At 48.7% G+C, this 23,851-nt stretch carries 23 protein-coding genes; 16 read left to right on the top strand and 7 right to left on the bottom strand.

From position 1 onward, the window contains the following. Nucleotides 1–11 precede the first annotated feature (11 nt). The 14 genes from D082_RS03850 to D082_RS03915 all read left to right on the top strand — a co-directional run bounded on the left by D082_RS03850 (nt 12) and on the right by D082_RS03915 (nt 12,805). Complete coding sequence (locus D082_RS03850; protein ID WP_038530161.1) at nt 12–284, top strand: DUF2442 domain-containing protein; 273 nt, start codon at nt 12–14, stop codon at nt 282–284. 183 nt (nt 285–467) lie between these two features. Then, nucleotides 468–1,103: a peroxiredoxin gene (locus tag D082_RS03855; RefSeq protein ID WP_010872009.1), complete on the top strand. Its 636-nt coding sequence runs from the start codon at nt 468–470 to the stop codon at nt 1,101–1,103. Nucleotides 1,104–1,221: 118 nt separating this feature from the next. Further along, nucleotides 1,222–2,892, top strand: a complete 1,671-nt coding sequence (gene mutL / locus D082_RS03860) for a DNA mismatch repair endonuclease MutL (RefSeq protein ID WP_238546821.1) — start codon at nt 1,222–1,224, stop codon at nt 2,890–2,892. A gap of 183 nt (nt 2,893–3,075) precedes the next feature. Next, entirely contained in the window at nt 3,076–4,242 is a 1,167-nt protein-coding gene (locus D082_RS03865; protein WP_028949062.1) for a branched-chain amino acid ABC transporter permease, read from the top strand. Nucleotides 4,243–4,347: 105 nt separating this feature from the next. Continuing rightward, nucleotides 4,348–5,580 (top strand): urea ABC transporter permease subunit UrtC, encoded by a 1,233-nt coding sequence (urtC, locus tag D082_RS03870; protein ID WP_028949061.1) that lies wholly within the window; start codon nt 4,348–4,350, stop codon nt 5,578–5,580. A 234-nt stretch (nt 5,581–5,814) separates the two neighbouring features. Beyond that, nucleotides 5,815–6,711: a carbohydrate ABC transporter permease gene (locus D082_RS03875; protein ID WP_028949060.1), complete on the top strand. Its 897-nt coding sequence runs from the start codon at nt 5,815–5,817 to the stop codon at nt 6,709–6,711. Nucleotides 6,712–6,832: 121 nt separating this feature from the next. Further along, nucleotides 6,833–7,270, top strand: coding sequence for a DUF29 domain-containing protein (locus tag D082_RS03880; RefSeq protein WP_028949059.1), 438 nt, complete (start codon nt 6,833–6,835; stop codon nt 7,268–7,270). Between the two features lie 203 nt (nt 7,271–7,473). Further along, nucleotides 7,474–8,733 (top strand): HhoA/HhoB/HtrA family serine endopeptidase, encoded by a 1,260-nt coding sequence (locus D082_RS03885; protein ID WP_028949058.1) that lies wholly within the window; start codon nt 7,474–7,476, stop codon nt 8,731–8,733. A 141-nt stretch (nt 8,734–8,874) separates the two neighbouring features. Continuing rightward, complete coding sequence (locus D082_RS03890; protein WP_028949057.1) at nt 8,875–9,228, top strand: Rieske (2Fe-2S) protein; 354 nt, start codon at nt 8,875–8,877, stop codon at nt 9,226–9,228. A 51-nt stretch (nt 9,229–9,279) separates the two neighbouring features. Continuing rightward, complete coding sequence (locus D082_RS03895) at nt 9,280–9,606, top strand: DUF433 domain-containing protein (RefSeq protein WP_028949056.1); 327 nt, start codon at nt 9,280–9,282, stop codon at nt 9,604–9,606. Between the two features lie 2 nt (nt 9,607–9,608). Further along, complete coding sequence (locus D082_RS18945; protein WP_238546822.1) at nt 9,609–9,746, top strand: hypothetical protein; 138 nt, start codon at nt 9,609–9,611, stop codon at nt 9,744–9,746. 312 nt (nt 9,747–10,058) lie between these two features. Next, on the top strand, nt 10,059–10,781 hold the full coding sequence (locus D082_RS03905) for a DUF1997 domain-containing protein (RefSeq protein WP_238546823.1): 723 nt from the start codon (nt 10,059–10,061) through the stop codon (nt 10,779–10,781). A 73-nt stretch (nt 10,782–10,854) separates the two neighbouring features. Continuing rightward, complete coding sequence (locus tag D082_RS03910; RefSeq protein WP_028949054.1) at nt 10,855–12,393, top strand: efflux RND transporter periplasmic adaptor subunit; 1,539 nt, start codon at nt 10,855–10,857, stop codon at nt 12,391–12,393. A gap of 214 nt (nt 12,394–12,607) precedes the next feature. Continuing rightward, entirely contained in the window at nt 12,608–12,805 is a 198-nt protein-coding gene (locus D082_RS03915; protein WP_028949053.1) for a hypothetical protein, read from the top strand. 321 nt (nt 12,806–13,126) lie between these two features. On the opposite strand, the gene D082_RS03920 is transcribed toward D082_RS03915, so the two are convergent. The 3 genes from D082_RS03920 to D082_RS03930 all read right to left on the bottom strand — a co-directional run bounded on the left by D082_RS03920 (nt 13,127) and on the right by D082_RS03930 (nt 15,745). Next, nucleotides 13,127–14,416, bottom strand: coding sequence for a lipopolysaccharide assembly protein LapB (locus tag D082_RS03920; RefSeq protein WP_028949052.1), 1,290 nt, complete (start codon nt 14,414–14,416; stop codon nt 13,127–13,129). A 28-nt stretch (nt 14,417–14,444) separates the two neighbouring features. Then, the gene (locus D082_RS03925; protein ID WP_028949051.1) at nt 14,445–14,909 is read right to left on the bottom strand and encodes a DUF3531 family protein; all 465 of its coding nucleotides are present in this window, start codon (nt 14,907–14,909) and stop codon (nt 14,445–14,447) included. A gap of 167 nt (nt 14,910–15,076) precedes the next feature. Next, nucleotides 15,077–15,745, bottom strand: a complete 669-nt coding sequence (locus tag D082_RS03930) for a Mo-dependent nitrogenase C-terminal domain-containing protein (protein ID WP_028949050.1) — start codon at nt 15,743–15,745, stop codon at nt 15,077–15,079. 141 nt (nt 15,746–15,886) lie between these two features. Between D082_RS03930 and D082_RS03935 the strand changes: the two genes are divergently transcribed. Next, on the top strand, nt 15,887–16,972 hold the full coding sequence (locus tag D082_RS03935; RefSeq protein WP_028949049.1) for a phosphotransferase: 1,086 nt from the start codon (nt 15,887–15,889) through the stop codon (nt 16,970–16,972). 337 nt (nt 16,973–17,309) lie between these two features. Here the strand turns inward: D082_RS03935 and D082_RS03940 are convergent, their stop codons facing one another. The 4 genes from D082_RS03940 to D082_RS03955 all read right to left on the bottom strand — a co-directional run bounded on the left by D082_RS03940 (nt 17,310) and on the right by D082_RS03955 (nt 22,677). Further along, the gene (locus D082_RS03940; RefSeq protein ID WP_028949048.1) at nt 17,310–18,164 is read right to left on the bottom strand and encodes a nitrate ABC transporter ATP-binding protein; all 855 of its coding nucleotides are present in this window, start codon (nt 18,162–18,164) and stop codon (nt 17,310–17,312) included. Nucleotides 18,165–18,281: 117 nt separating this feature from the next. Beyond that, nucleotides 18,282–20,306, bottom strand: a complete 2,025-nt coding sequence (locus D082_RS03945) for a nitrate ABC transporter ATP-binding protein (RefSeq protein WP_028949047.1) — start codon at nt 20,304–20,306, stop codon at nt 18,282–18,284. Between the two features lie 119 nt (nt 20,307–20,425). Next, nucleotides 20,426–21,256, bottom strand: a complete 831-nt coding sequence (gene ntrB, locus D082_RS03950) for a nitrate ABC transporter permease (protein WP_028949046.1) — start codon at nt 21,254–21,256, stop codon at nt 20,426–20,428. A 59-nt stretch (nt 21,257–21,315) separates the two neighbouring features. Then, complete coding sequence (locus D082_RS03955; protein ID WP_028949045.1) at nt 21,316–22,677, bottom strand: CmpA/NrtA family ABC transporter substrate-binding protein; 1,362 nt, start codon at nt 22,675–22,677, stop codon at nt 21,316–21,318. Nucleotides 22,678–22,928: 251 nt separating this feature from the next. On the opposite strand from D082_RS03955, the gene D082_RS03960 reads away from it, so the two are divergent. Then, nucleotides 22,929–23,843 carry a LysR family transcriptional regulator gene (locus D082_RS03960; RefSeq protein WP_028949044.1) on the top strand — a complete coding sequence of 305 codons (915 nt, stop codon included), beginning with the start codon at nt 22,929–22,931 and terminating at the stop codon, nt 23,841–23,843. Nucleotides 23,844–23,851 lie beyond the last annotated feature (8 nt).

Below are 23,851 nucleotides of genomic sequence, written 5' to 3' on the forward strand. Positions count from 1 at the left end.
GAACGCTTACCATGAATTCCATCACCGTTGATTCCAAAATTGTTATTGAACCCACTGCGGTTAGAGCATGGGCGGAGAAACGAATGGTATATGTTGAACTCAGTGATGGACGGATCTTTGGCTTTCCTGGCGATCGCTTCCGTATCCTTAAAGAAGCTACCAATGAACAACTGGCAAAGGTCAAAGTTGAAGTGAATGGTTATGCCCTCCGCTGGGAAGAGTTAGATGAGGATATTACTGTCCCTGGAGTAGTGGCCGGCCATTTTCAGTTGCCTTTGACCTAAGGCGATCGCCTTACCCTAGACTAACTGGGCAGGTCTTGTTGATCAGGTCAATGATTTTTGCGCCAATGCCAATCTTTTCCTGACAATTTTGCGTTTTCTAACAATTCGTCGAAATTCTGTATCTAATATGGCAGTATGATCGAAGAAGATCCCCATTTTGCATTGTATTAGGAACTATCTGTTATGGCCTTACAACTCGGTGATGTTGTCCCCGACTTTACCCAAGAATCCAGCCAAGGCCCCATTTCTTTCCATGAGTGGGCCGGCGATAGCTGGGTTGTTTTATTCTCTCATCCTGCGGATTACACTCCGGTTTGTACCACTGAATTGGGCACCGTAGCTAAGCTTAAGCCGGAATTTGATAAGCGCAACGTTAAGGTAATTGCCCTAAGTGTGGACGACGTAGAATCCCACAAAGGCTGGATTTGTGATATTGACGAAACCCAAAACACCACTGTTAATTATCCAATCTTGGCCGACGGCGACAAAAAGGTGTCGGATCTGTACGGCATGATCCACCCCAATGCCCTCAATAATTTGACGGTGCGTTCTGTCTTCATCATCGACCCCGCCAAAAAATTACGCTTAACTTTCACCTATCCCGCTAGCACTGGCAGGAACTTTGATGAAATTTTGCGAGTAATTGACTCCCTCCAGTTGACCGACTATCACCAAGTAGCCACTCCGGCTAACTGGCAAGATGGCGACAAATGCGTGGTAGTGCCCTCCATTTCCACCGAAGATGCTAAGGTTAAATTCCCCAAAGGGGTGGAAGAAATCAAACCTTATTTACGTCTGACCCCCCAACCCAACAAATAGGTCTCAATTAGGCCAATGCTTTGGTATTTTCGGCTTTCAACACATTACTAACAAGCTTTTGAGCGGAGAGGGAGAAAAATCATCTACCCTCTTTTTTATGGGCATTGCAGAAAATTCGATGATTCAGGTTCTCGATCGCCAATTGGTGGACTTAATTGCGGCGGGGGAGGTGATAGATTCTCCGCTGGCGGTGGTGCGGGAGTTGGTGGAAAATGCCTTGGATGCCGGGGCTGACAGGATTTTGATTCGTCTTTGGTGGGAGCAATGGCGCTTGGAAGTGTTGGACAACGGCCAGGGCATGGAGTTGGCGGAATTAAAAACTAGTGTTTTGCCCCACGCCACCAGCAAAATTAGTACCCAGGAAGATTTACAAAGGATTAAAACTTTGGGATTTCGCGGAGAAGCCCTCCATAGCCTGGCCCAAGTGGCCCAGCTGACCATCAGTAGTCGTAGTCTGGCCGCTCCGGATTGCGGCTGGCGCATTATCTACAGCCCCCAGGGTCAACCAGAGCAGATTGAGCCGGTGGCGATCGCCGTAGGTACACGGGTAGAAGTGGGGGAACTGTTTGCTGAATTTCCCCAACGCCGGCAGGCCTTTGCCAAAAGTCAACAATTTTGGCGACCGATGGTTAACTACCTCCAACAAATGGCCCTGTGTCATCCCCAGGTAACCTGGCAACTGTGGCAGGACGAACGGTTACGGCTAAATATTAGTCCCAGTCCCAATCCCAAAGCTATTTTGTTGCAATGTCTTAAATCCCTCCGCAGTGGCCACCTTGGTTACACTAAGCAATCCCTGCCCCTCCCCCTTGATCTGGAAAATCAGGCAACATCGGCCCAGTTAAGCGTAACTTTTGGCTATCCTGACCGCTGTCATCGTCCCCGCCCAGATTGGTTAGTTATTGCCATTAATGGTCGACCGGTGAATGTACCGGAATTAACCCAGGTCATCATGGCCAGTTTTCACCGCACCCTACCCCGGCAGCGTTATCCCCTCTGTTTTGTCCATTGGCAATTGCCGCCCCAGTGCATTGATTGGCATCGTCACCCCGCTAAAACAGAAATTTATCTCCAGGATTTACCCCATTGGCAAGGGCAACTTAAAGCCCTTTTGCACCAGAGTTTGGCCGTTGTAGATAATGGTGCCACTCCCCGCCTGAATCAATTACTCAAGGCCGCTGAACCCAAGGGAGTGTATCAGCTACAAGCTTCCACCTCTCTCACGGAAACGGTGCTGGGCCATGCCAATGTTTTTAAGGCGATCGCCCAGGTTTGTCAAACCTACATCCTAGTGGAACATAAACGGGGAATATGGTTAGTGGAGCAACATGTGGCCCATGAAAGGGTTTTGTTTGAGCAGTTGCAACGACATTGGCAGTGTTTGCCTCTAGATCAACCTTTGGTGTTGCAAGGGTTTAACCCAGAACAGGTGGAACGGTTGCAAAATTTAGGGCTGGAGATAGACCCCTTTGGGGAAGATATTTGGGCTGTGCGGAGTTTGCCGGCCCTATTGCAAGGACAGGCGGAAATTATTCCCATTCTCCAAGAACTAAGTCAGCTATCTTCCCTCTCCACCGCCCAAGCGGCGATCGCCTGCCGTAGTGCCATTAAAAATGGTACGGAATTGGACCGTAGTGCCATTAATAAATTAATTGAGCAATGGCAACAATGTGATAATCCCCACACCTGTCCCCACGGCCGACCCATTTACTTAGCTTTGGACGAATCCTCCTTGGCTCGTTTTTTCCGCCGTAATTGGCTGGTCAGCCCCAAAGCTTCTGGTCCCTGAATGGCCATCAATCATTGGTGGTTTGGCTTGCTCTTGGTATCACCGATAACAAATTTATGGAACAGAGCAAGGTTAACTATAGAGGCTAACCTGGTTTTCCCCACAGCATTTTCGGCCTGAGCATCGGAAATGGTGGGTTTGAGCCTGGATTAGGCCCACTTTTCTCCAATTCTAGAAAACATTGTGTCAGTACTCCTAGAAGGCATTTTTAACGGTTTAAGCACAAGTTCAGTGTTACTGATTGCCGCCCTGGGGTTGGCGATCGTCTTCGGTCTGATGGGGGTAATTAACCTGGCCCATGGGGAGTTGATGATGTTGGGGGCCTACAGCACCTTTGTGGTGCAGAACATTTTCCAGGGTTTTGGTGACCCCTGGTTTGACCTCTACATTTTTGCCGCTTTGCCCATTGCTTTCCTGGTGGCGGCCATCGCCGGTTTAATTTTGGAAAAGCAGGTTATTCGTTATCTCTACGGTAGACCCCTGGAAACGTTACTGGCCACCTGGGGGGTGAGCCTGATTTTGCAACAGTTTGTCCGCAGTGTGAACTGGATTATGGTTTTGGTGGTGGGTCTATTTTTGCTCTTATATTTCGGCGGCACTTGGTTAATTAAGCGGCAAGCCGGGGATAAACCCTGGCTAGGCAAAGCCCAGGTCATTCTTTTCTTCCTCTCAGCGGCGATCGCCGGCATTGGTGGTTTTGTGGTGGCCCAGGCCAATTCTCCCCTGTGGAATCGGGCTTGGTTTGGGGCCAGAAACGTCAACGTCAGCGCCCCCACTTGGTTACGGGGAGGGTTTGCCATCGGTACTTTCCAGGTACCCTACACTCGTATTTTCATTATTTTTCTGACTCTACTCTGTTTACTGGCGGTGTATCTGATTTTTTATCGCTCCAACTGGGGCCTAAGAATCCGGGCGGTGACCCAAAATCGGAGCATGAGTGCCTGTTTGGGCATTCCCACAGGCCAGGTGGATGCTTTGACCTTTGCCCTTGGTTCCGGCCTAGCGGGCATTGCGGGCTGTGCCATTAGTTTTCTGGGGGCGGTGGGGCCCAACATTGGCCAAAACTACATCATCAACACCTTCATGGTGGTGGTGGTAGGGGGCGTAGGTAACCTGCTGGGGACAATCATTGCATCCTTGGCGATCGGTGTATCCAGTGACTTGATCGGCAGTGGCACCCTGATTCGTCTGTTTCCCCCAGAGGGAGCATTGCAACCCCTGTACGAATTCTTTACCTTTTTTGCTACCACAAGTATGGCCAGGGTTTTAGTCTTTGCCCTGATTATTCTTTTTCTGCAAATCAAGCCAGCGGGTATTTTTCCTCCTAAAGGCAGGACGGCGGAATTATAATCCTCCGGGGAGAACGGAAATTCTTCTTTCGCCCGATTTTGTCTGGACTTACTCTTTGACCTAATCAATAACTAAATTTAGCTTCAGCAACCTCTGATTTTCCCTATGCAAAATTCTGCCCCTCCTTCTGGTTCTCCCCTGGCCAAACTGCTGAAAAAGTTGGGTTGGAGCGACTATGCCCTGTTTGGGGCGGTGCTAGTTTTTGCTTGTATTCCTCTGATCATCGCCCTTTTATCTTTGTCGGACGGGGTTTTGAGTGAGTGGTTATTAAAAAATTTCCCCTTTCTAAGGTTGCGGCTGATGGGGCGTTTCCTTTCCCTCGCCATTATTGCCCTGGGCATTGATTTAATTTGGGGCTACACAGGATTACTAAGTTTAGGCCATGGCATTTTCTTTGCCTTGGGGGGTTACGCCTTTGCCATGTACCTCAACCTCCAGTTGCCGGAGGGCCAATTGCCGGAATTCTTCGGTCTCTATGGGGTGGACAAATTACCCCTTGTCTGGCAACCATTCCATTCCCTACCGATAACTCTGCTGGCCATGGTGTTGGTGCCAGGGGCGATCGCCGCCCTGTTGGGCTATCTAATTTTCCGGAACCGTATTAAGGGAGTATATTTTTCGATTTTGACCCAGGCGGCCCTGTTGGTGTTCTACAACTTTTTCAACGGACAACAGAAACTAATCAATGGCACCAATGGCCTAAAAACCGATACGGAAAGAATCTTTGGCTATCTCGCCAGTTCCGATGGAGCCCAACTGGTATTTTATGAATTGACAGTATTAGCGTTGTTACTCGTTTATCTTCTCTGTCGTTGGCTCACCAGTGGGCGCTTTGGCCGTATCCTCATAGCCATTCGGGACGATGAAACCAGGGTAAGATTTACGGGCTATGATCCCACCGGCTTCAAGGTATTGGTATTTGGCATTTCCGGGGCGATCGCCGGTCTGTCGGGGGGGCTATACACAGTGCAAACGGGGATTATCACTCCAAGCATTATGGATGTGGCATTTTCCATCGAAATGGTCATTTGGGTTGCCGTCGGGGGCAGGGCCACCCTCGTGGGGGCTGTGTTGGGAACCCTGTTGGTGCGCCTAGCCCAGAGCAGTTTGAGCGAGCAGTTTCCCGAGGTTTGGCTCTTTTTCCAAGGGGCTTTGTTCCTGATTGTGGTTACTGTTCTTCCCAACGGCATTGTGGGTTGGTGGCAAGAACGGGGTATCGTGCAATTACGGAATTTGTTCCGGGGTAAACCCCAGTTGGCAACTTTTCCTAGTTTGGAAGAAGATCCTTTGGTACAGGAAGAGCGCAAACAGTTTGAAGGAGAGCCAAAGGAGCCGTAGGCTTTTCGAGCTTGGGTAAACCTTAGAGCTTGTTTTAAAAGTTATGACCTTCCCCTAAATTTCCTTTCTAAAGCTCCGGCAAGTTTGGGGGACTATGAAGATTTTTCCTCTGGAATTGGAGGGCCAGGGGGTCTTTTCCAGGCAACCATTGCAACCGTAATTTTTCCATCTAGGCAACGGGTCAAGCCATGGCAATGGGTATGTTAACCTGGTCTAGTTTTATCCCGTTTTCCTATGACCGCTTCTGGGTCCGATCGCCAATGGCCTAGGGGAGCCACCCCCTACCTGTTTTTGTTACCTGCTTTACTCCTGCTGGGAGTGACCGTTTTTTTGCCAGCATTACAGGCTTTTTCCCTCAGTTTTACCCAATATGAACTGGATTTGACCAAAGTACCAGCTTGGGTGGGACTGGCTAATTTTGAGCGGCTCTGGCGGGATAAAGTTTTCTGGCTGACCTTTCGTCACACTTTGCTTTACCTGGTGGGGGTAGTACCCTTACTGATCATGTTGCCCCTGGGATTAGCCATTTTGGTCAACCAAAAACTGCGAGGCATCACCTGGTTCCGCATGGCCTATTACACCCCAGTGATTATCTCCATTGTGGTGGCGGGCATTGCCTGGAAAGCACTCTATGCCTCCAATGGTATCCTTAATCAAATACTATCCCTCGTGGGTTTTAGCAAGGGAATTCCCTGGCTCACCAGCCCCAATTTAGCCCTCTGGAGTGTGATGGTGGTGACGGTGTGGAAAGGATTGGGGTATTACATGGTCATTTACCTGGCGGGACTCCAGGCTATTCCCCAGGAACTCTATGAAGCCGGGGCAATTGATGGAGCAGACGGTTGGCGAAAACATTGGGACATCACCATTCCTCTCATGCGGCCCTATTGTTTCTTAGTCGGGGTTTTATCTTCCATTTCTGCCCTTAAGGTTTTTGAAGAAGTCTATATCATGACCCAGGGCGGCCCCCTCAACGCTTCCAAAACTGTGGTTTACTACGTTTACGAGCGGGCCTTTCAGGACTTGGAAATGAATTATGCTTCGGCGATCGGGCTGGCGTTATTTTTGGTCATTTTTATTTTTTCGGTGATTAATCTAAAACTTTCCGGTGGTAACCTGCCGGCCCGCTAAAGCTATTAGGAGACATAATTAATAATTGATTGACCCTGACTGAAAAAAATGGACACATCCAGGAGGACATTATGATGGAATTCCCCGATGTCGTAGTGGAAGAAAAGGAAGTGCAAAAAGCATGACAACACTATATGAAACCGACTTCAACCTGTGGATAGAGCAGACCGTCAACCAACTCAAAAGCGGTGACATCAAGCGCTTAGACTTGGACAACCTCATTGAAGAAATAGAATCCATGGGACGGAATAACAAAAGGGAAGTACGAAGCCGGTTAATTATCCTCATGACTCACCTACTGAAATGGCAACACCAACCCGAAAAACAGAGCAATAGCTGGATCTACACCATCAAAGAGCAACGCTTACAACTCAAGCTAATCCTGCAAGACAGCCCTAGCTTGAAGCCTTTTTTGCAACAGGTCCTAGATGATTGTTACCAAGATGCCCGAAAGGATGCAGCCCAGGAAACCAAATTAGCCCCCGACAACTTCCCCAAAGAATCCCCATACACCCAAACTCAGCTCCTAGACCCCGACTTTTTCCCCGAATCAGAATAAATACAAAAAAGCTTTCTAAAACAATGACCTTGTCCTGAAAAACTGACACAAAAATTTCATATTGTCGTCACAGCCCTGCCATACCCGTCCCCTACATTAATAAATGTCAGCCCAAGCCGTTTTCCCAATTGCTCCTCACCGGGCTGACTTTTTTCCCCAGATTTGTTTTCAGCAATAGTTCAGCCAATAAGTGCCATCAAGCCATGAAAGATATTTCCCTCCATCCCTCTAAACAAACCCCTTCTAAAATTTCCTTGGCCTATCTGGGGCTAGTCCTGGTGGGCATGGGCATTGGCGCTGGAGGGACTTTCGTTTTAACCAATCCCCAATGGATCGATCGCCTGGCGGACAATACCGTTATCTCCCCCTTAGTAACAAGTCAGGGCCAGACCACTGAAACCCAAAGTGTAGCGGAGAATTTACAAAGTCGTTTAGCTCCTAGGGAACCTAGTAATTTTGTGGTGGACGTGGTGCAATCGACGGGGCCAGCGGTGGTACGCATCAACGCCCAGAAAACCATCAAAACCCAAGTGCCTGAAGGCCTTAACGACCCCTTTTTCCAACGATTTTTTGGTTCCCAAATGCCACCTATGCCCAATGAAAGGGTACAACGGGGCGCTGGTTCCGGCTTCATTGTCAGTGATGACGGAAAAATTTTCACCAATGCCCACGTGGTGGATGGAGCTGATGAGGTGACCGTAACCCTTAAGGACGGTCGTTCTTTCCCCGGTCGGGTGATGGGTTCTGATCCTTCTACGGATGTGGCGGTGGTCAAAATCGAAGCGGATGATTTACCCACAGTGGCCCTGGGGAACTCCGATCGCCTGCAGGTGGGGGAATGGGCGATAGCCATTGGCAACCCATTGGGCTTGGACAATACAGTAACCACAGGTATTTTGAGTGCCACTGGCCGGCGTAGTGCCGAAATTGGTGTGCCCGATAAACGGGTGGAATTTATCCAAACCGATGCGGCCATTAACCCCGGTAACTCCGGCGGCCCTCTCCTCAATGCCGACGGCCAAGTGATTGGCATGAACACGGCCATCATTCAAAATGCCCAGGGCATTGGTTTCGCCATTCCCATTAACAAAGCCCAAGAAATTGCTGAACAGTTAATTGCCACCGGCAAAGTGGAACACGCCTACCTCGGCATTCAAATGGTGACCATGACCCCGGAACTACAAAATCAGATTCGTCAGGAAACCGGCATGGATGTGCCTGTGGATAAAGGGGTGGTGATTATGCAGGTAATGCCCAATTCCCCAGCGGCGGCCGCTAACCTCCAACAGGGAGACGTACTCCAATCACTCCAAGGCCAAGCAGTGGAAAATTCAGAACAGGTGCAATCCCTAGTGGCTAAACTGGCGGTGGGCGATCAAGTAGAACTAGGCGTTCTCCGCAACGGCCAACGGCAAAATTTGACCGTCACCATTGGTGCTCTGCCCAGCGCCCCTCCCCAATAAACACCCATTGCTAGGACAAACGGGGGCTTTTCTTCTACACTCTTAGGATGTTGGAGGCAAAGCCCCTTTAGTTTTGCGCTTGTTTTCATCCTTAACAAAACCCTTAATAAATCCGTCAATCCCTAACAATTAATTAGAATTATGGTTTGGACCAAAGCCCTCGCCCAAAGTGATCTCCCCCCCGGTAGTCGTCAGGTGGTTAAACTGAACCAACAGGCGATTTTGTTGCTCAATGAGGGGGGCACGATCCACGCCGTCAGTAACCAGTGTCCCCACCTCAAGTTACCGATGAAAAGTGGCAAGATTAAGGATGGAGCCATTGTTTGTCCCTTTCACCGTAGTGCTTTTGACCTTTGTTCTGGGGCAGTCAAAGAATGGAGTCCTTTTCCGCCAGTGGTGGGTAGCTTAATGGGCAAAATGTCCGCGGAAAAATCCTTGCCCGTGTTCCCTGTGCGGGTGGAAAATGGAGAAGTTCAGGTCGATCTGGGAGCTTAAGAGCAAAAGCTAGTGCTTATCCCCTGTTAAATCAGTAAAACGAAAACGAGTATGACGTTAACAGTTGTGGCTGAAACTGCTCCTCTGCGGGAGAATGACGGCGTAATGTTGGTTGGCAACACCCGTGTCCCATTGGACACTGTAATTACTGTGTTTAATCAGGGGATGACAGCGGAGGAGATTGTTTGTCGCTATCCTTCACTGAATCTGGCTGACGTTTATGGCACCATCTCCTTTTACCTGAACCATCAAGAGGAGGTAGAAATTTACCTAGAAAAGCGCCGACGGCAATCGCAAGAGATTCGAGTAATGAATCAAACAAGATTTGACTCGAAGGTTTTGCGGGATCGATTGCTGGCTCGTAAAACAGACTATTAGAGATGTTAAGGTTTCTTGCCGACGAAAACTTTGACAATACAATTCTGCGGGGTCTATTTCGCCGTAATGCAAGCCTTGATATTCTCCGGATACAGGATGTGGGACTTTCTGGCCAAGCGGATCCGGTTATTTTGGAGTAGGCAGCCCAGGAAGGTCGTATTTTACTAACCCATGATGTCGCTACAATCACCAAATATGCCTATGAGCGAATCAGAAAGGATCAGCCCATGCCGGGGGTAATTGAAGTCAATACACTTGCTGTAATTGGTAGAGTTATTGATGATTTCTTTTGTTGGTGGAGTGTGGTCAAACTGGAGAGTTGGAAGGACAAATACTTTATCTTCCTTGGTGAGATCGCTCTGCCGAAAAAAACGATCATGCCAAAACTCCAATGATTTACAGCAAACTTTAGGATTGTGAGCTAATTCATTTAACTAGGATTTGAATCAGTTTTGACCAATAATTCCCAACCCCTACCCGTTGACCCCCAGGACAATGGCTTTCCCCCTGTAAATTTCCAAACCCATTTCCAGGGCAAGATGGAGATGTTTGCCTCTGGCCCGGAGGTGGACGATTATCTACAAGCTCACCAGGGTTGGTTCCGCCGCTGTGCCCAGCCCATGGAAGCAGAACCTTTGGGAGAGCACGGTTATGTGTTGACCATTGGTAAGTTTGGCGCTTTGGGCTTTGATGTGGAGCCAAAAATTGCAGTGGTACTGGAGCCGCCCCAGGATGGCAACTATCTGATGCATACGGTTCCCTTTCCCAATGGCCCCCATCTGGGTTACGAGGTGGATTTTTTGTCCAATATGACCCTGCATCAGGTCAATGGCGATCGCCTGACGGAAAAGACGTTAAAACAATTTGAGCAGGCGGAAATTCCCTGGCCGGAAGTGATTACCCAGGTGGAATGGGATTTAAAAATGGCTGTGGCGGTGCAATTCCCTAGCTATATTTACAAACTGCCCATGAAGTTGATCCAATCCACCGGCGATCGCCTATTAACGGAAATAGTTCGCCAGGTGTCCCCCCGTTTAACCTACAAAGTGCAACAGGACTTCCACCAGGAAAGGGGTTTGCCTTTGCCGCCCAAAAGTGGTCGTTATTTCGAGCGGGTCAAACCCACCCAGGGGGAACTATCGGAACCAGAGACAGAAACGGAAGTCGAATTCTAATCTGTCCGGACCAAAAGGTTTGGGGAATTAAGTAGATCACCTTTAAAAACAACAGACCAATTTTTTAGCGTCCATGGCCATGCCCTTTGCCCAGTCAATGAAAAAACCCTTGCCTATTCTGCTCAGTTTATTGGGGCTAGGGATATTGGTGGTGGGAATTTTTGCCTACCGTTCGGCCTATGGCCCGCCCCGGCAGTCGGAATTGGACAAATACACCGTTATGGCGACGGAATCCCCCCTAGAGGTGGAAATTAAGGCCAGTGGCACGGTGCAACCCCAACAAACCGTCAATATCAGTCCCAAGGCCCCCGGTCGTTTGGTGCGGTTGTTTGTGGAACAGGGGGACATGGTGAAAAAAGGTGATCGCATTGCGGTGATGGAAAATCAGGAATTTTTTGCCGACGGGAAGCAGTCGGAAGCCCGTTTACAGGAGGCGATCGCCAGATACGAACAAGCTCGCATCAGCATTCCCGCCGAGATTGACCAACTGCGGGCCCAGGTCAACCAAGGTCGTACCCGCATTGCCCAGGCCCAATCCCAACTGGCCAGTGCCCAAGCCCGTTTAGAGCAGGCCCAATCCCGTATTCCCAGTAACATTGACCAACTCCAAGCCCAGGTGGCTTCGGCCCAATCCCGTCTCAAGCTGGCGGAAAATCGCCGTAACCGTAATCAATCTTTACTCCAGGAAGGGGCCATCACCCAGGATCAGTATGAAGAACTCTCCAACGAATTTTTAAATGCCCAAGCTAGTCTGTTTGAAGCCCAAAGTCGTTTGAACAATGCCAAAACCACCGCTTCCCCCGAAGTGGGACAGATTCAGCAAGAGATTAGTCAACTTCAAGGGGCGATCGCCGAAGCGGAACAGGGGGTAGCCGCCCAAATGTCCCAATTGCGGGAACGACAGGACACCGCTAAAACAGAATTAGCCACCCTCCAGGCGGCGGCCTCCCAAGCCGAAGCCCAACTACTACGGAGCAAAATCGCCTACGAAGATACGTTTATCTTGGCCCCCTTTGACGGCATCATCACCCAAAAATTTGCCACCGTAGGAGCCTTTGTTACCCCCACCACCTCCGCCTCTAACACTGCCTCCGCCACGTCCACGTCCATTGTGGCCCTGGCCCAGGGTTTGGAAGTGGTGGCCAGGGTGCCCGAAGTGGATATTTCTGCCCTCCGTCCAGGACAGATGGTGGATATTGTAGCCGATGCTTTTCCCAATGAAACTTTTACTGGCCGAGTAATTCGGGTAGCCCCCGAAGCCATTGTGGAAAATAACGTCACGTCCTTTGAAGTAACCATCGGCCTAGCCACTGGCCAAGAACAATTACGTTCCAAAATGAATGTGGATGTGGTTTTTAAGGGGGACAAGTTGACCAATGCTTTAACTGTGCCCACCGTGGCCATTGTGACTGTGGGGGGCAGAACCGGTGTGATGGTGCCTGATGGGGAGGATAAACCCCAGTTTAAACCGGTGACCATCGGCCTGGTATTAGACGACAAAACCCAGATTCTGGGGGGATTAGAGCCTAGAGAACGGGTATTCATTGACTTACCGGAGGACAGTCAGGATACCCTCAGCCCACCGGAAAACTCAGGTGAATCCGGCAATTAACCAAGCCAAACAGTATCAAATACCAAGGGAGCCCTAAGCAGGCTCCTTTTTTATCGTGACCGATGACGGCAAAAATCTTTTTGTCAACTTTAGTTTACAAAAATTTACAAAGCTGTTACATTTATTTACATAAGGCAAAGGAAGTCTCCCCCAAGAGCAAGCCAATGCCCCCAGGAATGATTAGTTCTCTTTGTTGTTAGCAGGAATTATTGCCATGTTTGCCCCCATCGTTATCTTGGTTCGTCAACAATTAGGCAAAGCTAAGTTCAATCAGATCCGCGGCAAGGCGATCGCCCTACACTGCCAGACCATCACCAACTTTTGTAACTGGGTGGGCATCGATGCCAAACAGCGCCAAAATTTAATCCGTTTGGCCAAATCCAACGGCAAAACCCTGGGCCTACTAGCTTAGTTTTTCCCCAGACTCGGTTAAATATAATTTTGTCTAGTCAGCCATCAGAATTTCATATTCGATTTCGCAACCTAACTTGAATTTGACTCTCAATCTCCCTCCGCATCGTATATCTGGGGGATTTATTTTTTGCAAGATCCATGTGAGTTGGGAGTTTTATTAGGTTAAAAAATTTAGCAATGGGATTTATAGTCGTTTCTAGTAAGACTGAGGCAGTCAAATTCATCGAAAAGCTTATCAATAAAGACCTAAGCAGTCTCGAAATTATTTGAAATGACTATATCAAGCTAATTTTTCATATTTGCAATTTTTAGACCCTAACTAAGAACCAGTGCCTCCGGAAATAGTTTGTATCTGATTGAGAATACTATTTTCTTTGGTGCTGTATTTCAAAGAACGGGCCAAGGATAATGCTTGTTGATAGGCAGTTAAGGCCGCTCCGGGTTGCTGGGCATTGATATAAAGTTGGGCAATTTTTTCGTAGGTAATCATCATGCCATAGTAGTTATAGGACTGCTGTTGTACCTGCAAAAGTTGTTTATAAATTTCCAAGGCATAGTTGGCTTGTTCGCTGAGCAGATATAGGTCCCCTAATTTATCCAAGGCGATCGCCGCCGTGCTCAGTTGGCGGATAGACCATGCCAAAGTATACGCCTTTTGATAGGTTTGGCTCGCATTTTCCGCCTGTTCCAATTCCAGATAATGATCGCCAATGGCAATTTGAATATCTGGTACTAACTCTGGTTTACCATCCTGCAATCTTCTTTGCACCAGTTGCTCTTTGATGCGAATGGCATTATTTGGCTGGGCAGATTGTTGGTAGATTTCCCCCAATTTTTGTAGGTAAATACCTTCGTAATAACTATTGCGGGCGTTGGTGGCCCGAGCTAAAAGGACTTCATAAACTTCGGCGGCGGCGGGGTAGTTAAATTTGGCTAGATATAATTCCCCCAGCAGGGAGAGGGCCTGGTTTTCCCGGCGATAATCCCCCTGTTGTTGGGCCTCTCGACGAATTTGTTCATAAACAGCGATCTCCGCATCCAGACTATGGAGTTGATCGTAGGCTTTGGCAAAGGCCGTTAACAGTTCCGGGCTCATGGCCTTGTCTTTGGTCAGGGAGAGTTGTAAATCCTCCAAACGCTGACCGATGGCCATTACATCTTGGTTGCGCCCTTGCTCCCAGGCGATCGCCCCAATACGTCCCAGAGCCTCAATTTCCGCCAAATCTCCCAACCGTTGTCGTCCTCGTAAACTGCGGTAACGCACCTCAAAAGCTTGGTCCCCCTGGCCCGCTTGATCCAAAACAAGCGCTTCTGCTTCCAATGCATCCACGGCTTCCTTCAATCGTCGCCGTTGCAAGGGAGTGAGGTTTTCTCCGGAAGGAATAAGGGGATCGGTGGGAAAAAGACTGGGGTCAAAGGGATTTTCACTGGGGCTGAGGGGCTCCGGAGTGATAGGGGGAGGAATATAGGGGGTACCCTGGGCTTGGACCGGAGCAATGTTTAGGGCACCACCAATCAAAGCGGCAAGCACAATTAACCAGAGCAGGGAAAAGCCGGATTTTGCTGGCACAGACCATTGCCGACGGCCCAGGGATAGGGATGGATGCATAGGGGAAAATAATCGGGACACGGGGAGCTTAATTCTGAGCAAAATCTTCGAACTGATCGAAACGATCATCCTGGCGATCGCCAATGGGCCAGTCTTCGTTCACTCCCCCCACAATTAGACGCCGGATCGAGACGTAATCCAGGGAAAGCTGGTACAGCGCGTTGATCAACACGTCCAGGGCAATAAGATCACTAGTACCCAAATCAAACCAACAGCGACCCCAATGGTCTTGGTACTGAAAATCCGCCATATTGTGCATGGGGGCCATCATGGAACTAGAAAGACTAGCGCTGTCGTAGTCCAAGTAATTTAAATCTATGCCCGTGTCCTGTACCTGAAGATTTTCCGCATTGAAGCCCCCCAGTTTGCCCAAATAAAACCAGGAAGCAAACAGTTCTTCGACGTATTGTTGCTCCGCCGGAGAGGGATTAGTTTCAAATTCTAGCCAAATCCAAAAATCAAAGGGATTTACTTCCCGAAATTGCACTTCCATAGGTTGGGGAGATTTTTAATTGGTAATGTGTGAATTTTTTAAGTACAAAAAAACGGAGAGAAACGGGCCCAATTGCGGCCCTGCAACGGCAAGTTTAGAAAAACTTCCGAGATTTAACCCAACGGAAGATCCGGGTAATCGAAGATGAAAAAAAGGTTAGATAGGATTCAAATGTAGGGGGTGATGTCTTCTTTGCAGTCATCGGCCAGGTAGGACAGGGCCCGGAACCTTAGGCCAATTAGCTGTTCATAGAGGGGGTTAAGTTTGCAGAGGGGGGGAATATGGACAATTTTGTGCCCAAACAGTTTAACATCCCGCTCGAAGGGACATTGGGGGGGCACCAGATGACAAATGAAATGGGCTAAACGGGGGTCATGGATGGCCATGCCGTCTAGCCAATCCTTGACAGGGTGAAGTAGATCGGGATGGGGATGTTCCTCCATTTCAGTTCGATCGCCGTTGGGATCACAGATGGTATGTTCCAATGACTCCAAAGCGTCAATTTTTATCCCGAGGGCTTGACTAAATTCCCGCAATAGTTGTCCTTCCACCGGAGAATAAAGACCGTCGGCGATCGCCACCAACACCGCTGTGCGGAGAAAATTTTCCGCTGTTTCCTTATCATTGCCCAAACCTTCCAATAATTCCGCCGGGGTAATGGTCTTGAATAAAACTTCATCCTCTTTGTTGCCAAAACCCATCTCCTGGGTAAGGCCGGTAATCATTTGTTGCTCCGATTCACTGAAGTCCCCATCACTCCAGGCAATGGTCAACAATCCCCTCAACCAGGTGGAAATTTGGACATCGGTGTAACGGCTCTGGGTACGATTGGCCATGATTTTTCCCGGGACAATTATTCGATAATCAAAGACTTAATCAATCTCTAACTGAAGTGTAGCTTAGAATACGGAGCCCCTTACCCTACTTTTCTAAGCTAAAAGAAAGCTAATTTGCGCCCTCCACCTCCCCTTGGTCCCATGCCCCCTCTGCAGCTCCTCCGCTCCCTTTCCGCCCTACCGGACATTAATCCAGTGGTGGATTTTCCGGCCCCCAATCCGGCCCCGAAATCGACGGTGGGGGGGGATGCTTTCCCCAGTGTCTATTCCACCTTGGCTCCCCATGCCCTGACCAACTTGGTGTTTAAGCATTACGACATTGAAGTGCCCAAGGGGTGTCGGTTTTGGCATCGGGGTCTGAGCGATGTTTATTTGGTGGAAACCCTAGCGGACGACTATATTTTGCGTATTTCCCACCAACATTGGCGCACGGAAAGTGAAATTCAGTTTGAGTTGGATTTGCTCAACTTTTTAGCGGATCGGGATGTGCCGGTGGCGGCCCCCCTAAGGCATCGGGATGGAGGTTATGCCCTGGAGATTAATGCCCCGGAAGGTAAACGTTATGCCAGTTTGTTTCCCTATGCCCCCGGTGGCGTGGCGATCGGTGATTTGAATAAAACCCAAGGATTTTTGTTGGGGGAAATGCTGGCCCAACTGCATCAAACGGCCCAACGGTTCAAACCTTCTGCCCACCGTCCTCCCCTCACCCTCAGCTATTTGCTGGACGATTCCCTCCATGTTATTGCTCCTTTTCTACACCACCGACTGGAGGAATGGCGCTGTCTGATCGACATTTCTATGGCTATCAAAACCCAGCTAAAAACTATTCCCACCCACGTCCCCTATTGGACCATTTGTTGGGGAGATCCCCATAGCGGCAATGTGCATTTCACCGCCGAAGATCAGATGATGCTGTTCGACTTTGACCAATGTGGGATGGGCTGGCGGGCCTTCGACATTGCCAAATTTCTTCAGGTTTCTATGCAATCTGGCCTGGGGCGCAACATTCGGGACGCTTTTTTAAGCGGATATAACTCCATTGCTCCCCTGACTGTTTTGGAAGAAAACTGCCTCCAGGCTTTAACCCAAACAGCTTTTATTTGGTCCTGGGCTATCCATGTGCAAACGCTGAAGTTATCGGACTATAGTCGGCTCCACAGTGGCTACTTCAAGCGAAGATTAGAGACATTGCAACAGTTGGGTTCGACGGATTGGCAATTGTTTTAACTGATACGAGCGGGAATTCCCCTTCCTCGCATGTAGGTTTACGGCGATAAGCAGAGAGAGGATGAAAGCGAGTCTGACTTCTGCTGGGATAGAACAGTCTTGAGCACGTCTCCCTAAGCGAAAACCAAGCTAAACAGGCAGTGTTGCAAGAAAAAGTTTGTGGCCTTCGGAATGAGGGTTTTCCGCCTATCGCCAGAATGTAAGACCTGCTGTTTTTCGGAATAGAGAGCAGTTCTTTGGGTAGGAAATTCCTTCCTCGCTTTAGCAGGGAGGAGTAAGTTCACCATGGTTTCCCCCCAAAGCCTTAAGGGGGGATTTACAACTTGATTTGTTGACTCTAAGCCACATCGTCGTGGGCGAAACGGTTATAGAGAAAATCGAGGGCGTAGTTCCGTAACTGATAATAGGTGGGGTCTTCCATGATGCGGTCCCGGTCCCTCGGCCGAGGAAAAGGAATGGTCATAATTTCCCCAATGTTGGCATGGGGCCCATTGGTCATCATCACTAGGCGATCGGCTAGGAATAAAGCTTCGTCAATGTCGTGGGTGATCATTAACACTGTGCAGCGGTGCTCATTCCAAATTTGCAGTAACTCTTCCTGCAATTCCTCCTTGGTGATGGCATCCAACGCTCCGAAGGGTTCGTCCAAAATTAGTACCTGGGGACGAATGGCCAGGGCCCGGGCAATGGAAACCCGTTGCTTCATGCCGCCGGAGATCTGCCCCGGTTTTTTGTCCATGGCATCGGTTAATCCCACCATGGCTAAATGGTCCTTGGCGATCGCCCGCTTTTCCGCTTCTGTTTTCTGGGGGTGCACTGCATCGACAGCAATGTAAACGTTTTCCAAGGCGCTTAACCAGGGTAAGAGGGCGTAATTTTGGAACACCACCATGCGATCGGGGCCGGGCTCACTGATCACTTTACCGCCGACCTGGACCACCCCTGCGGTGGGTTGGGAAAAACCAGACACCATATTAAGTAGGGTGGATTTGCCGCAACCGGAGTGGCCGATCACACAGATAAATTCCCCTTCATTGACGCTGAGATTGACATTTTCCAGGACTGTATAGGGGCCTTTGGTGGTGGCGTAAACTTTAGAAACGTTTTCAATGGTGATAAAGGAATGGTACTGGTTGGGCTGTGCGCTCTGGAAGGATGGATCCATGGAAGTTTGGGAAATGGTGGTTTGCATGGCGTAATCTCGGTAAACAGAAGCTAATTAGTGATCTGAAAAGTCTTCAATGGCCCCAAGCTGCGGTGGCACTGGTTCGACGGAGGGCATTTTCATTGTCCTCATAACAGCCCTGAGCTAGGCGGCGATGGGGGGATAACTGGGATTGCTGAGGTGGACTTCGGCAATGGTGAAGTTGTTATGAATAGCGGTGTGATTGAGGTAGGCAATGGGGTCATCGGCGTTAAATATTTCCCCGTCAAAAAGGGCGATCGGTTGCCGTTGATAATTCACTTCGTAGCCCAATTCCCGGGCGGCGGTGCTAAATACCCCCACTCGACAGACCCGCTCCAAAATTTCCACCCAGTTGCGGGGAAAGGGAATCTCGCCCCAGCGGGCCATTTGGGTCATCATCCAAAGATGTTCGGTGCGGATGGGACGATTGACTTGATCGCCAAAGAAAAGATGGTGGGCATAATCCACGGGGTTACCGAGGCTACAGGTGCGCCCTTCCGGATCGCCCAGGTGAATGTAATCAATATTAGTGCTGAGGTATTGACGACCCGCCAGCAATGCCCGAATTTCTGGTTCATGGTTGGGATCGGCGCAGTAGGCACAGGCTTCCAACAGGGCTTTAACCAAAGCGACGTGGGTATTGGGGTAGGCGATCGCCCAATCTTCCTTGACTCCCAAAACCTTGCCAGGGTGATTCTGCCAAATTTCCAAATCGGTGGCAATGCTAAAGCCCACCCCCTCCATGGAGGCCCGGAGATTCCAGGGTTCGCTGACACAATAGCCGTCAATGCTCCCGGCTTTCAGATCTGCCACCATCTGGGCGGGGGGAATGGTTTTTAAGGTTACGTCCCGATCCGGGTCAATGTTGTGGGCGGCCAACCAATAGCGCAACAGTAGATTGTGCATAGAAGAAGGATGCACCATGCCCAGGGTATGGCGGGCACGCAGTGTGCCTTCGGCATCGCCATCGGAGGTCAGCAATAGTTGGCGAAAGTCCTCAGCGGTATAAATGCCCTGGTCGTACAATTTTCGACTGAGGGTGATGGCGTTACCGTTGCGGGTCATGGTCAAAGCGCTCACTACGGGAATAGATTGTTCCCGATAACCCCCTGTGGTTAACCAGGTGGGCATCCCGGCCGGCATTTGGGCCGCATCCAAATGGCCTCCGGCAATGCCGTCTACAATGCCCCGCCAACTGGTTTCCCGCACTAGGCTGACCTCATCCAACCCATGTTTGGCGAAAAATCCCTTTTCCTGGGCCACCACCAGGGGCGCACAGGCCACCAAGGGCACATAGCCCAATTCCAAATTGACCTTTTCCAATCCATGCCTGGCGATCGCCGTGGTTTTTTTCGCCCGTAACTTTTTAATCCGTTTTTGTTGATTGAGGAAGTAAATAATTTCACTGCGGAGGCTGTAATAACTGGGATGTTCCACCACTTCCATACGTTTGCGGGGGCGGGGAATATCCACATCCAAAATGCCACCAATATTCGATTCGGGGCCATTGGTTAGCATCACAATCCGATCCGAGAGCAACACTGCTTCGTCCACATCGTGGGTAACCATTACCGCCGTGACTTGATACTGTTCACAAATTCGCATTAATTGTTCCTGCAAATTGCCCCTGGTCAATGCATCCAGCGCCCCAAAGGGTTCATCCAGTAACAATAATTTGGGTCGAATGGCCAAAGCCCTGGCGATCGCCACCCGTTGCTTCATGCCCCCGGACAATTCACCGGGCCGTTTATCCACCGCATGACCTAGACCCACCAAATTAATATGTTCTTCGACAATGGCCTTTCGTTCCGCCGCCGATGCCCCCTTCATTACCTCATCCACCGCCAGCGCAATATTTTGCTTAACCGTCAACCAGGGCAGAAGAGAATAATTTTGGAAAATTACCATTTTATCCGGGCCGGGTTGGCTGATCCGCTTACCTTCCAGGGTAACAATGCCTTCACTGGGTAAATCTAACCCCGCAATCATATTAAGCAAAGTTGACTTACCACAGCCGGAGTGGCCAATGAGGGAAACAAATTCCCCCTTTTTAATTTCTAAATTGATCCCTTTAAGGGCGATGTATTCACCGCCATTGCTGAGGGAAAAAACCTTATCAATTTGCTCAACTGCAACAAAAACACCCATGACTTTGTCTCCAATCAATATTCAATAATCAAAAATCTCTGACCACAACTGTAATAGTTGGTATTACCTTCAAAGAAATGGGTTAATCTATTTCACCCAATTATCACTGTGGCCATCATCTAATCCCGCACAATTAAAGTTTGTAACCAAGCCATAAAGCGGTCAAGAATTAGACCAATAGCTCCGATGTAAATCAACGCCAGAATGATGTCGCTAATGTAATTATTTTGGTAAGAATCCCAGATGAAGAAACCAATACCGACAATGCCAGACATAACAATTTCCGCCGCAATAATTGCCAACCAAGCCAAACCAATGGCAATGCGTAAACCAGTGAAAATGTAGGGTAAGGCTGACGGAATTAAGATTTTGAAGAAAAATTTATTCGGTGATAGGCGCAGGACCTTACGCACATTAATGTAGTCCTGGGGAATTTGTTGAACTCCCACCGCTGTATTAATTAAAATTGGCCATACTGCGGTGATAAAAATAACGAATAATGCCGCTGGTTGATTCTGCTGGAGAGCGGCTAAAGCTAGGGGAACCCAAGCTAGGGGAGGAACGGTACGCAAAAACTGAAATAGTGGATCCAGAGCTTTATTAAGAAAGACATTCAGTCCTACCAAAATCCCCAAACTGATGCCCACGATGGCAGCTAAACTATAGCCAATTAAAACCCGTTGCAAACTGGCCATAGCTTGCCAAAATAGACCGACATCGGTGCCTCCCCGGTTAAAAAAGGGATACATTAAATAAACCCGAGTCCGTTCATTAGTAATTAAATCCGTAGGAGGAGGCAGTTTAATTAAGCCAATGACCGATGCTAATTGCCAAACTAAAAGAAAACCTAAAATACCCACAATGGGAGGAATAATATTGTCCTCATATTTGCGCCAAATTTTATTGAAATTGTTATTTGCAGGGCGGGATTTTCTGACGCTGATAGTCATTTTAGTTCCTCAAGGTAAATAGTTTATTGTCCGATAATTGAGCAAGCTAATTAAAAGCTTTAGGCGAGTTTTTTGATTTTCAAGCTATCTAAATAAGCTTTAGGATTGGCGGGATCAAAAGTTATTCCATCAAAGAAGGTTTCCACCCCACGGGAATCACTGGTGGGAATATCCGCTGCTGCTATGCCCCCTTCCTGGGCCGCTTCTTTCCATAGATCAGAACGATTTACTTTGTCGATCAAAGCCTGGGCCGTATCCAGGGTATTTTGTGGCAGGAAGCCCCAGCGCACACTTTCGGTTAAGAACCATAAATCAAGGCTCTTATAGGGATAGGAAACATTGCCTTTATCGGTTTTCCAATATTGGACGGCTTTTTTGTAATCATTGATATCCGGTTTGCCATCTCCCATGACATAATTGCCCATTAACATTGGCTCTAAAATGGTGGCGGGCACGTTAAAGTATTGGGCACCGGAAACAATTTGGGCCAATTCAGCTCGGTTGCTCTGTTGGTCACACCACTGTTGGGCTTCCATCACTCCCTTAAGTAAGGCTTTAGTAGCTTTAGGATTTTGATCTACCCAGTCGGCCCGGATGGCGAGGTATTCTTCCGGGTGGGAAGGCCAAATTTCAGCGGTGATGGCGGCCATAAAACCAATCTCGTCTTTGACAATCCTGGCGGGCCAAGGGTCTCCGGTGCTGAAGCCGTCCATGGAACCGGTTTTCATGTTGGCCACGGTTTGGGCGGCCGGTACGGTCAGCAGACTGACTTCGGTGTCGGGATCAATGCCCCCAGCGGCCAGCCAGTAACGGATCCAAAAGTCCTGGTTTACTTTGGGGAAAGTGTAGGCGGCCCGGAAAGGAGTTCCCGCGGCTTTTAGACCAGTGATGTAATCTTTGGCTTTACTGGTGTCTAAACCGATGTTTTTCCCAGTCTGATTTTTGGCGATCGCAATGCCGTTGCCCTGGGTACAAAGCATGGCCAACACATACATGGGGACTTTGACATTATTTTTAGTGATTAATCCTTCACTAATTAGATAGGGCATGGGCATTTGCCACTGGCCCCCATCAATGCCCCCCCCAGCGGAACCAATTTCCACGTTATCCCGAGCAGCTCCCCAGTTGGCCTGTTTGGAAATTTCCACGTCTGCCATGCCATATTTGGCAAAAAAGCCCTTTTCTTTGGCAATAATCAGGGGTACCGACTCAAAAATGGGGATAAAGCCTAATTTGACTGCGGTGGTTTCCGGGGTGGTTTCTGGGGTCAATGCAGTTGGGGTGGTACCTGGAGATGGACTGGCGGTACTTCCCGCTCCCGTTGTATCGGGGGGATTGCCCATGCAACCTTTCAGAAATAAAGCCCCTGTGGCAGAGGCTGCGGAGGTGATTAGGAATTTGCGTCGATTGAGAGAACCCATAATTTTGATTGATATTTTCTATGAAAAAAGGCAGACAGAATATGGTGATAAGCGCCATGGATATCCCTGGTTCACAGAAGAGCACTGGGGCTCCTAGGCTAGGTAAACCAGAGGACGCTTGAGACTGTCTGCCCGAGGACAATGACTAATCCAAGGGGACTTGAATGTTTAGATTATTAAGGAAAGATAAAAATAGATAAAGATCCAATTTTATATATAATCAATAGAATCTATCTATAAAAACGTCGGCCATGAAAAATGCCACTCTCCATCAGTTCGAAGTCTTTGCGGCGATCGCCAGAACAGGCAGTTTCACCAAGGCGGCGGAGGAGTTATTCCTGACCCAGCCCACCGTTTCCCAGCAGATGAAGCAACTCACCAGGGCGATCGGAGTGCCCTTGTATGAACAAATTGGCCGAAAAATTTATTTAACTGAAGCGGGGCAAGCGGTTTTAAAGGCTAGCCGCAATATTGGTGTTTGTCTGGATCAATTGCAGGAAGTGATTGCCGACCTCCAGGGCATGAAAAAGGGTCATTTACGCCTAGCAACCATCACCACCGGTAAATATTTCGTGCCAAGACTTTTGGGAGAATTTCGTCAACAATATCCAGGCATTTCAATCTCTTTACAAATTGGCAATCGTCAACAAATTTTGGAGCGTTTGGCTAATAACTTAGACGATTTGTATTTTTTGGGTAAACCACCTTCTAATCTTGATATCAATATTCGTCACTTTTTAGAGAATCCCCTGGTGGTCATTGCTCCCCGCCAGCATCCCTTGGTTAACGAAAAGAAAATTTCTTTGGTAAGGTTGATTGAGGAACCATTAATTATGCGGGAATCCGGCTCTGGCACGAGAATGGCAGTGGAGGAATTTTTCGATGAAAATCGCTTAACAATGAATGTGGAAATGGAAATCAGCAGTAATGAAGCCATCAAGCAAGCGGTGTATGGTGGCTTAGGAATCTCGATTTTATCCTTATACTCTCTGGCATTGGAAGGACTCAATGGCCCCCTGGCAGTACTAGATGTGGAAGGTTTTCCCCTGCAAAAACATTGGTATATTGTTTACCAAAAAGCTAAGCAGTTATCGATTGTTTCTCAAACTTTTTTGGACTATTTATTCGCCAATGATGAAGCAGTTTCCGTTGCACAATTTTTATGAGTACAAAT

Origin of the sequence: Synechocystis sp. PCC 6714, from assembly GCF_000478825.2 — a bacterium.
In the GTDB taxonomy this organism is placed as follows: domain Bacteria; phylum Cyanobacteriota; class Cyanobacteriia; order Cyanobacteriales; family Microcystaceae; genus Synechocystis.

Excerpts from the sequence above, each read along its gene's own strand:
- D082_RS03850 (WP_038530161.1), top strand. The coding sequence starts at position 12 with ATGAATTCCATCACCGTTGATTCCAAAATTGTTATTGAACCCACTGCG.
- D082_RS03855 (WP_010872009.1), top strand. The coding sequence starts at position 468 with ATGGCCTTACAACTCGGTGATGTTGTCCCCGACTTTACCCAAGAATCC.
- mutL (WP_238546821.1), top strand. The coding sequence starts at position 1,222 with ATGATTCAGGTTCTCGATCGCCAATTGGTGGACTTAATTGCGGCGGGG.
- urtC (WP_028949061.1), top strand. The coding sequence starts at position 4,348 with ATGCAAAATTCTGCCCCTCCTTCTGGTTCTCCCCTGGCCAAACTGCTG.
- D082_RS03875 (WP_028949060.1), top strand. The coding sequence starts at position 5,815 with ATGACCGCTTCTGGGTCCGATCGCCAATGGCCTAGGGGAGCCACCCCC.
- D082_RS03880 (WP_028949059.1), top strand. The coding sequence starts at position 6,833 with ATGACAACACTATATGAAACCGACTTCAACCTGTGGATAGAGCAGACC.
- D082_RS03885 (WP_028949058.1), top strand. The coding sequence starts at position 7,474 with ATGAAAGATATTTCCCTCCATCCCTCTAAACAAACCCCTTCTAAAATT.
- D082_RS03890 (WP_028949057.1), top strand. The coding sequence starts at position 8,875 with ATGGTTTGGACCAAAGCCCTCGCCCAAAGTGATCTCCCCCCCGGTAGT.
- D082_RS03895 (WP_028949056.1), top strand. The coding sequence starts at position 9,280 with ATGACGTTAACAGTTGTGGCTGAAACTGCTCCTCTGCGGGAGAATGAC.
- D082_RS18945 (WP_238546822.1), top strand. The coding sequence starts at position 9,609 with ATGTTAAGGTTTCTTGCCGACGAAAACTTTGACAATACAATTCTGCGG.
- D082_RS03910 (WP_028949054.1), top strand. The coding sequence starts at position 10,855 with ATGGCCATGCCCTTTGCCCAGTCAATGAAAAAACCCTTGCCTATTCTG.
- D082_RS03915 (WP_028949053.1), top strand. The coding sequence starts at position 12,608 with ATGTTTGCCCCCATCGTTATCTTGGTTCGTCAACAATTAGGCAAAGCT.
- D082_RS03920 (WP_028949052.1), bottom strand. The coding sequence starts at position 14,416 with ATGCATCCATCCCTATCCCTGGGCCGTCGGCAATGGTCTGTGCCAGCA.
- D082_RS03925 (WP_028949051.1), bottom strand. The coding sequence starts at position 14,909 with ATGGAAGTGCAATTTCGGGAAGTAAATCCCTTTGATTTTTGGATTTGG.
- D082_RS03930 (WP_028949050.1), bottom strand. The coding sequence starts at position 15,745 with ATGGCCAATCGTACCCAGAGCCGTTACACCGATGTCCAAATTTCCACC.
- D082_RS03935 (WP_028949049.1), top strand. The coding sequence starts at position 15,887 with ATGCCCCCTCTGCAGCTCCTCCGCTCCCTTTCCGCCCTACCGGACATT.
- D082_RS03940 (WP_028949048.1), bottom strand. The coding sequence starts at position 18,164 with ATGCAAACCACCATTTCCCAAACTTCCATGGATCCATCCTTCCAGAGC.
- D082_RS03945 (WP_028949047.1), bottom strand. The coding sequence starts at position 20,306 with ATGGGTGTTTTTGTTGCAGTTGAGCAAATTGATAAGGTTTTTTCCCTC.
- ntrB (WP_028949046.1), bottom strand. The coding sequence starts at position 21,256 with ATGACTATCAGCGTCAGAAAATCCCGCCCTGCAAATAACAATTTCAAT.
- D082_RS03955 (WP_028949045.1), bottom strand. The coding sequence starts at position 22,677 with ATGGGTTCTCTCAATCGACGCAAATTCCTAATCACCTCCGCAGCCTCT.
- D082_RS03960 (WP_028949044.1), top strand. The coding sequence starts at position 22,929 with ATGAAAAATGCCACTCTCCATCAGTTCGAAGTCTTTGCGGCGATCGCC.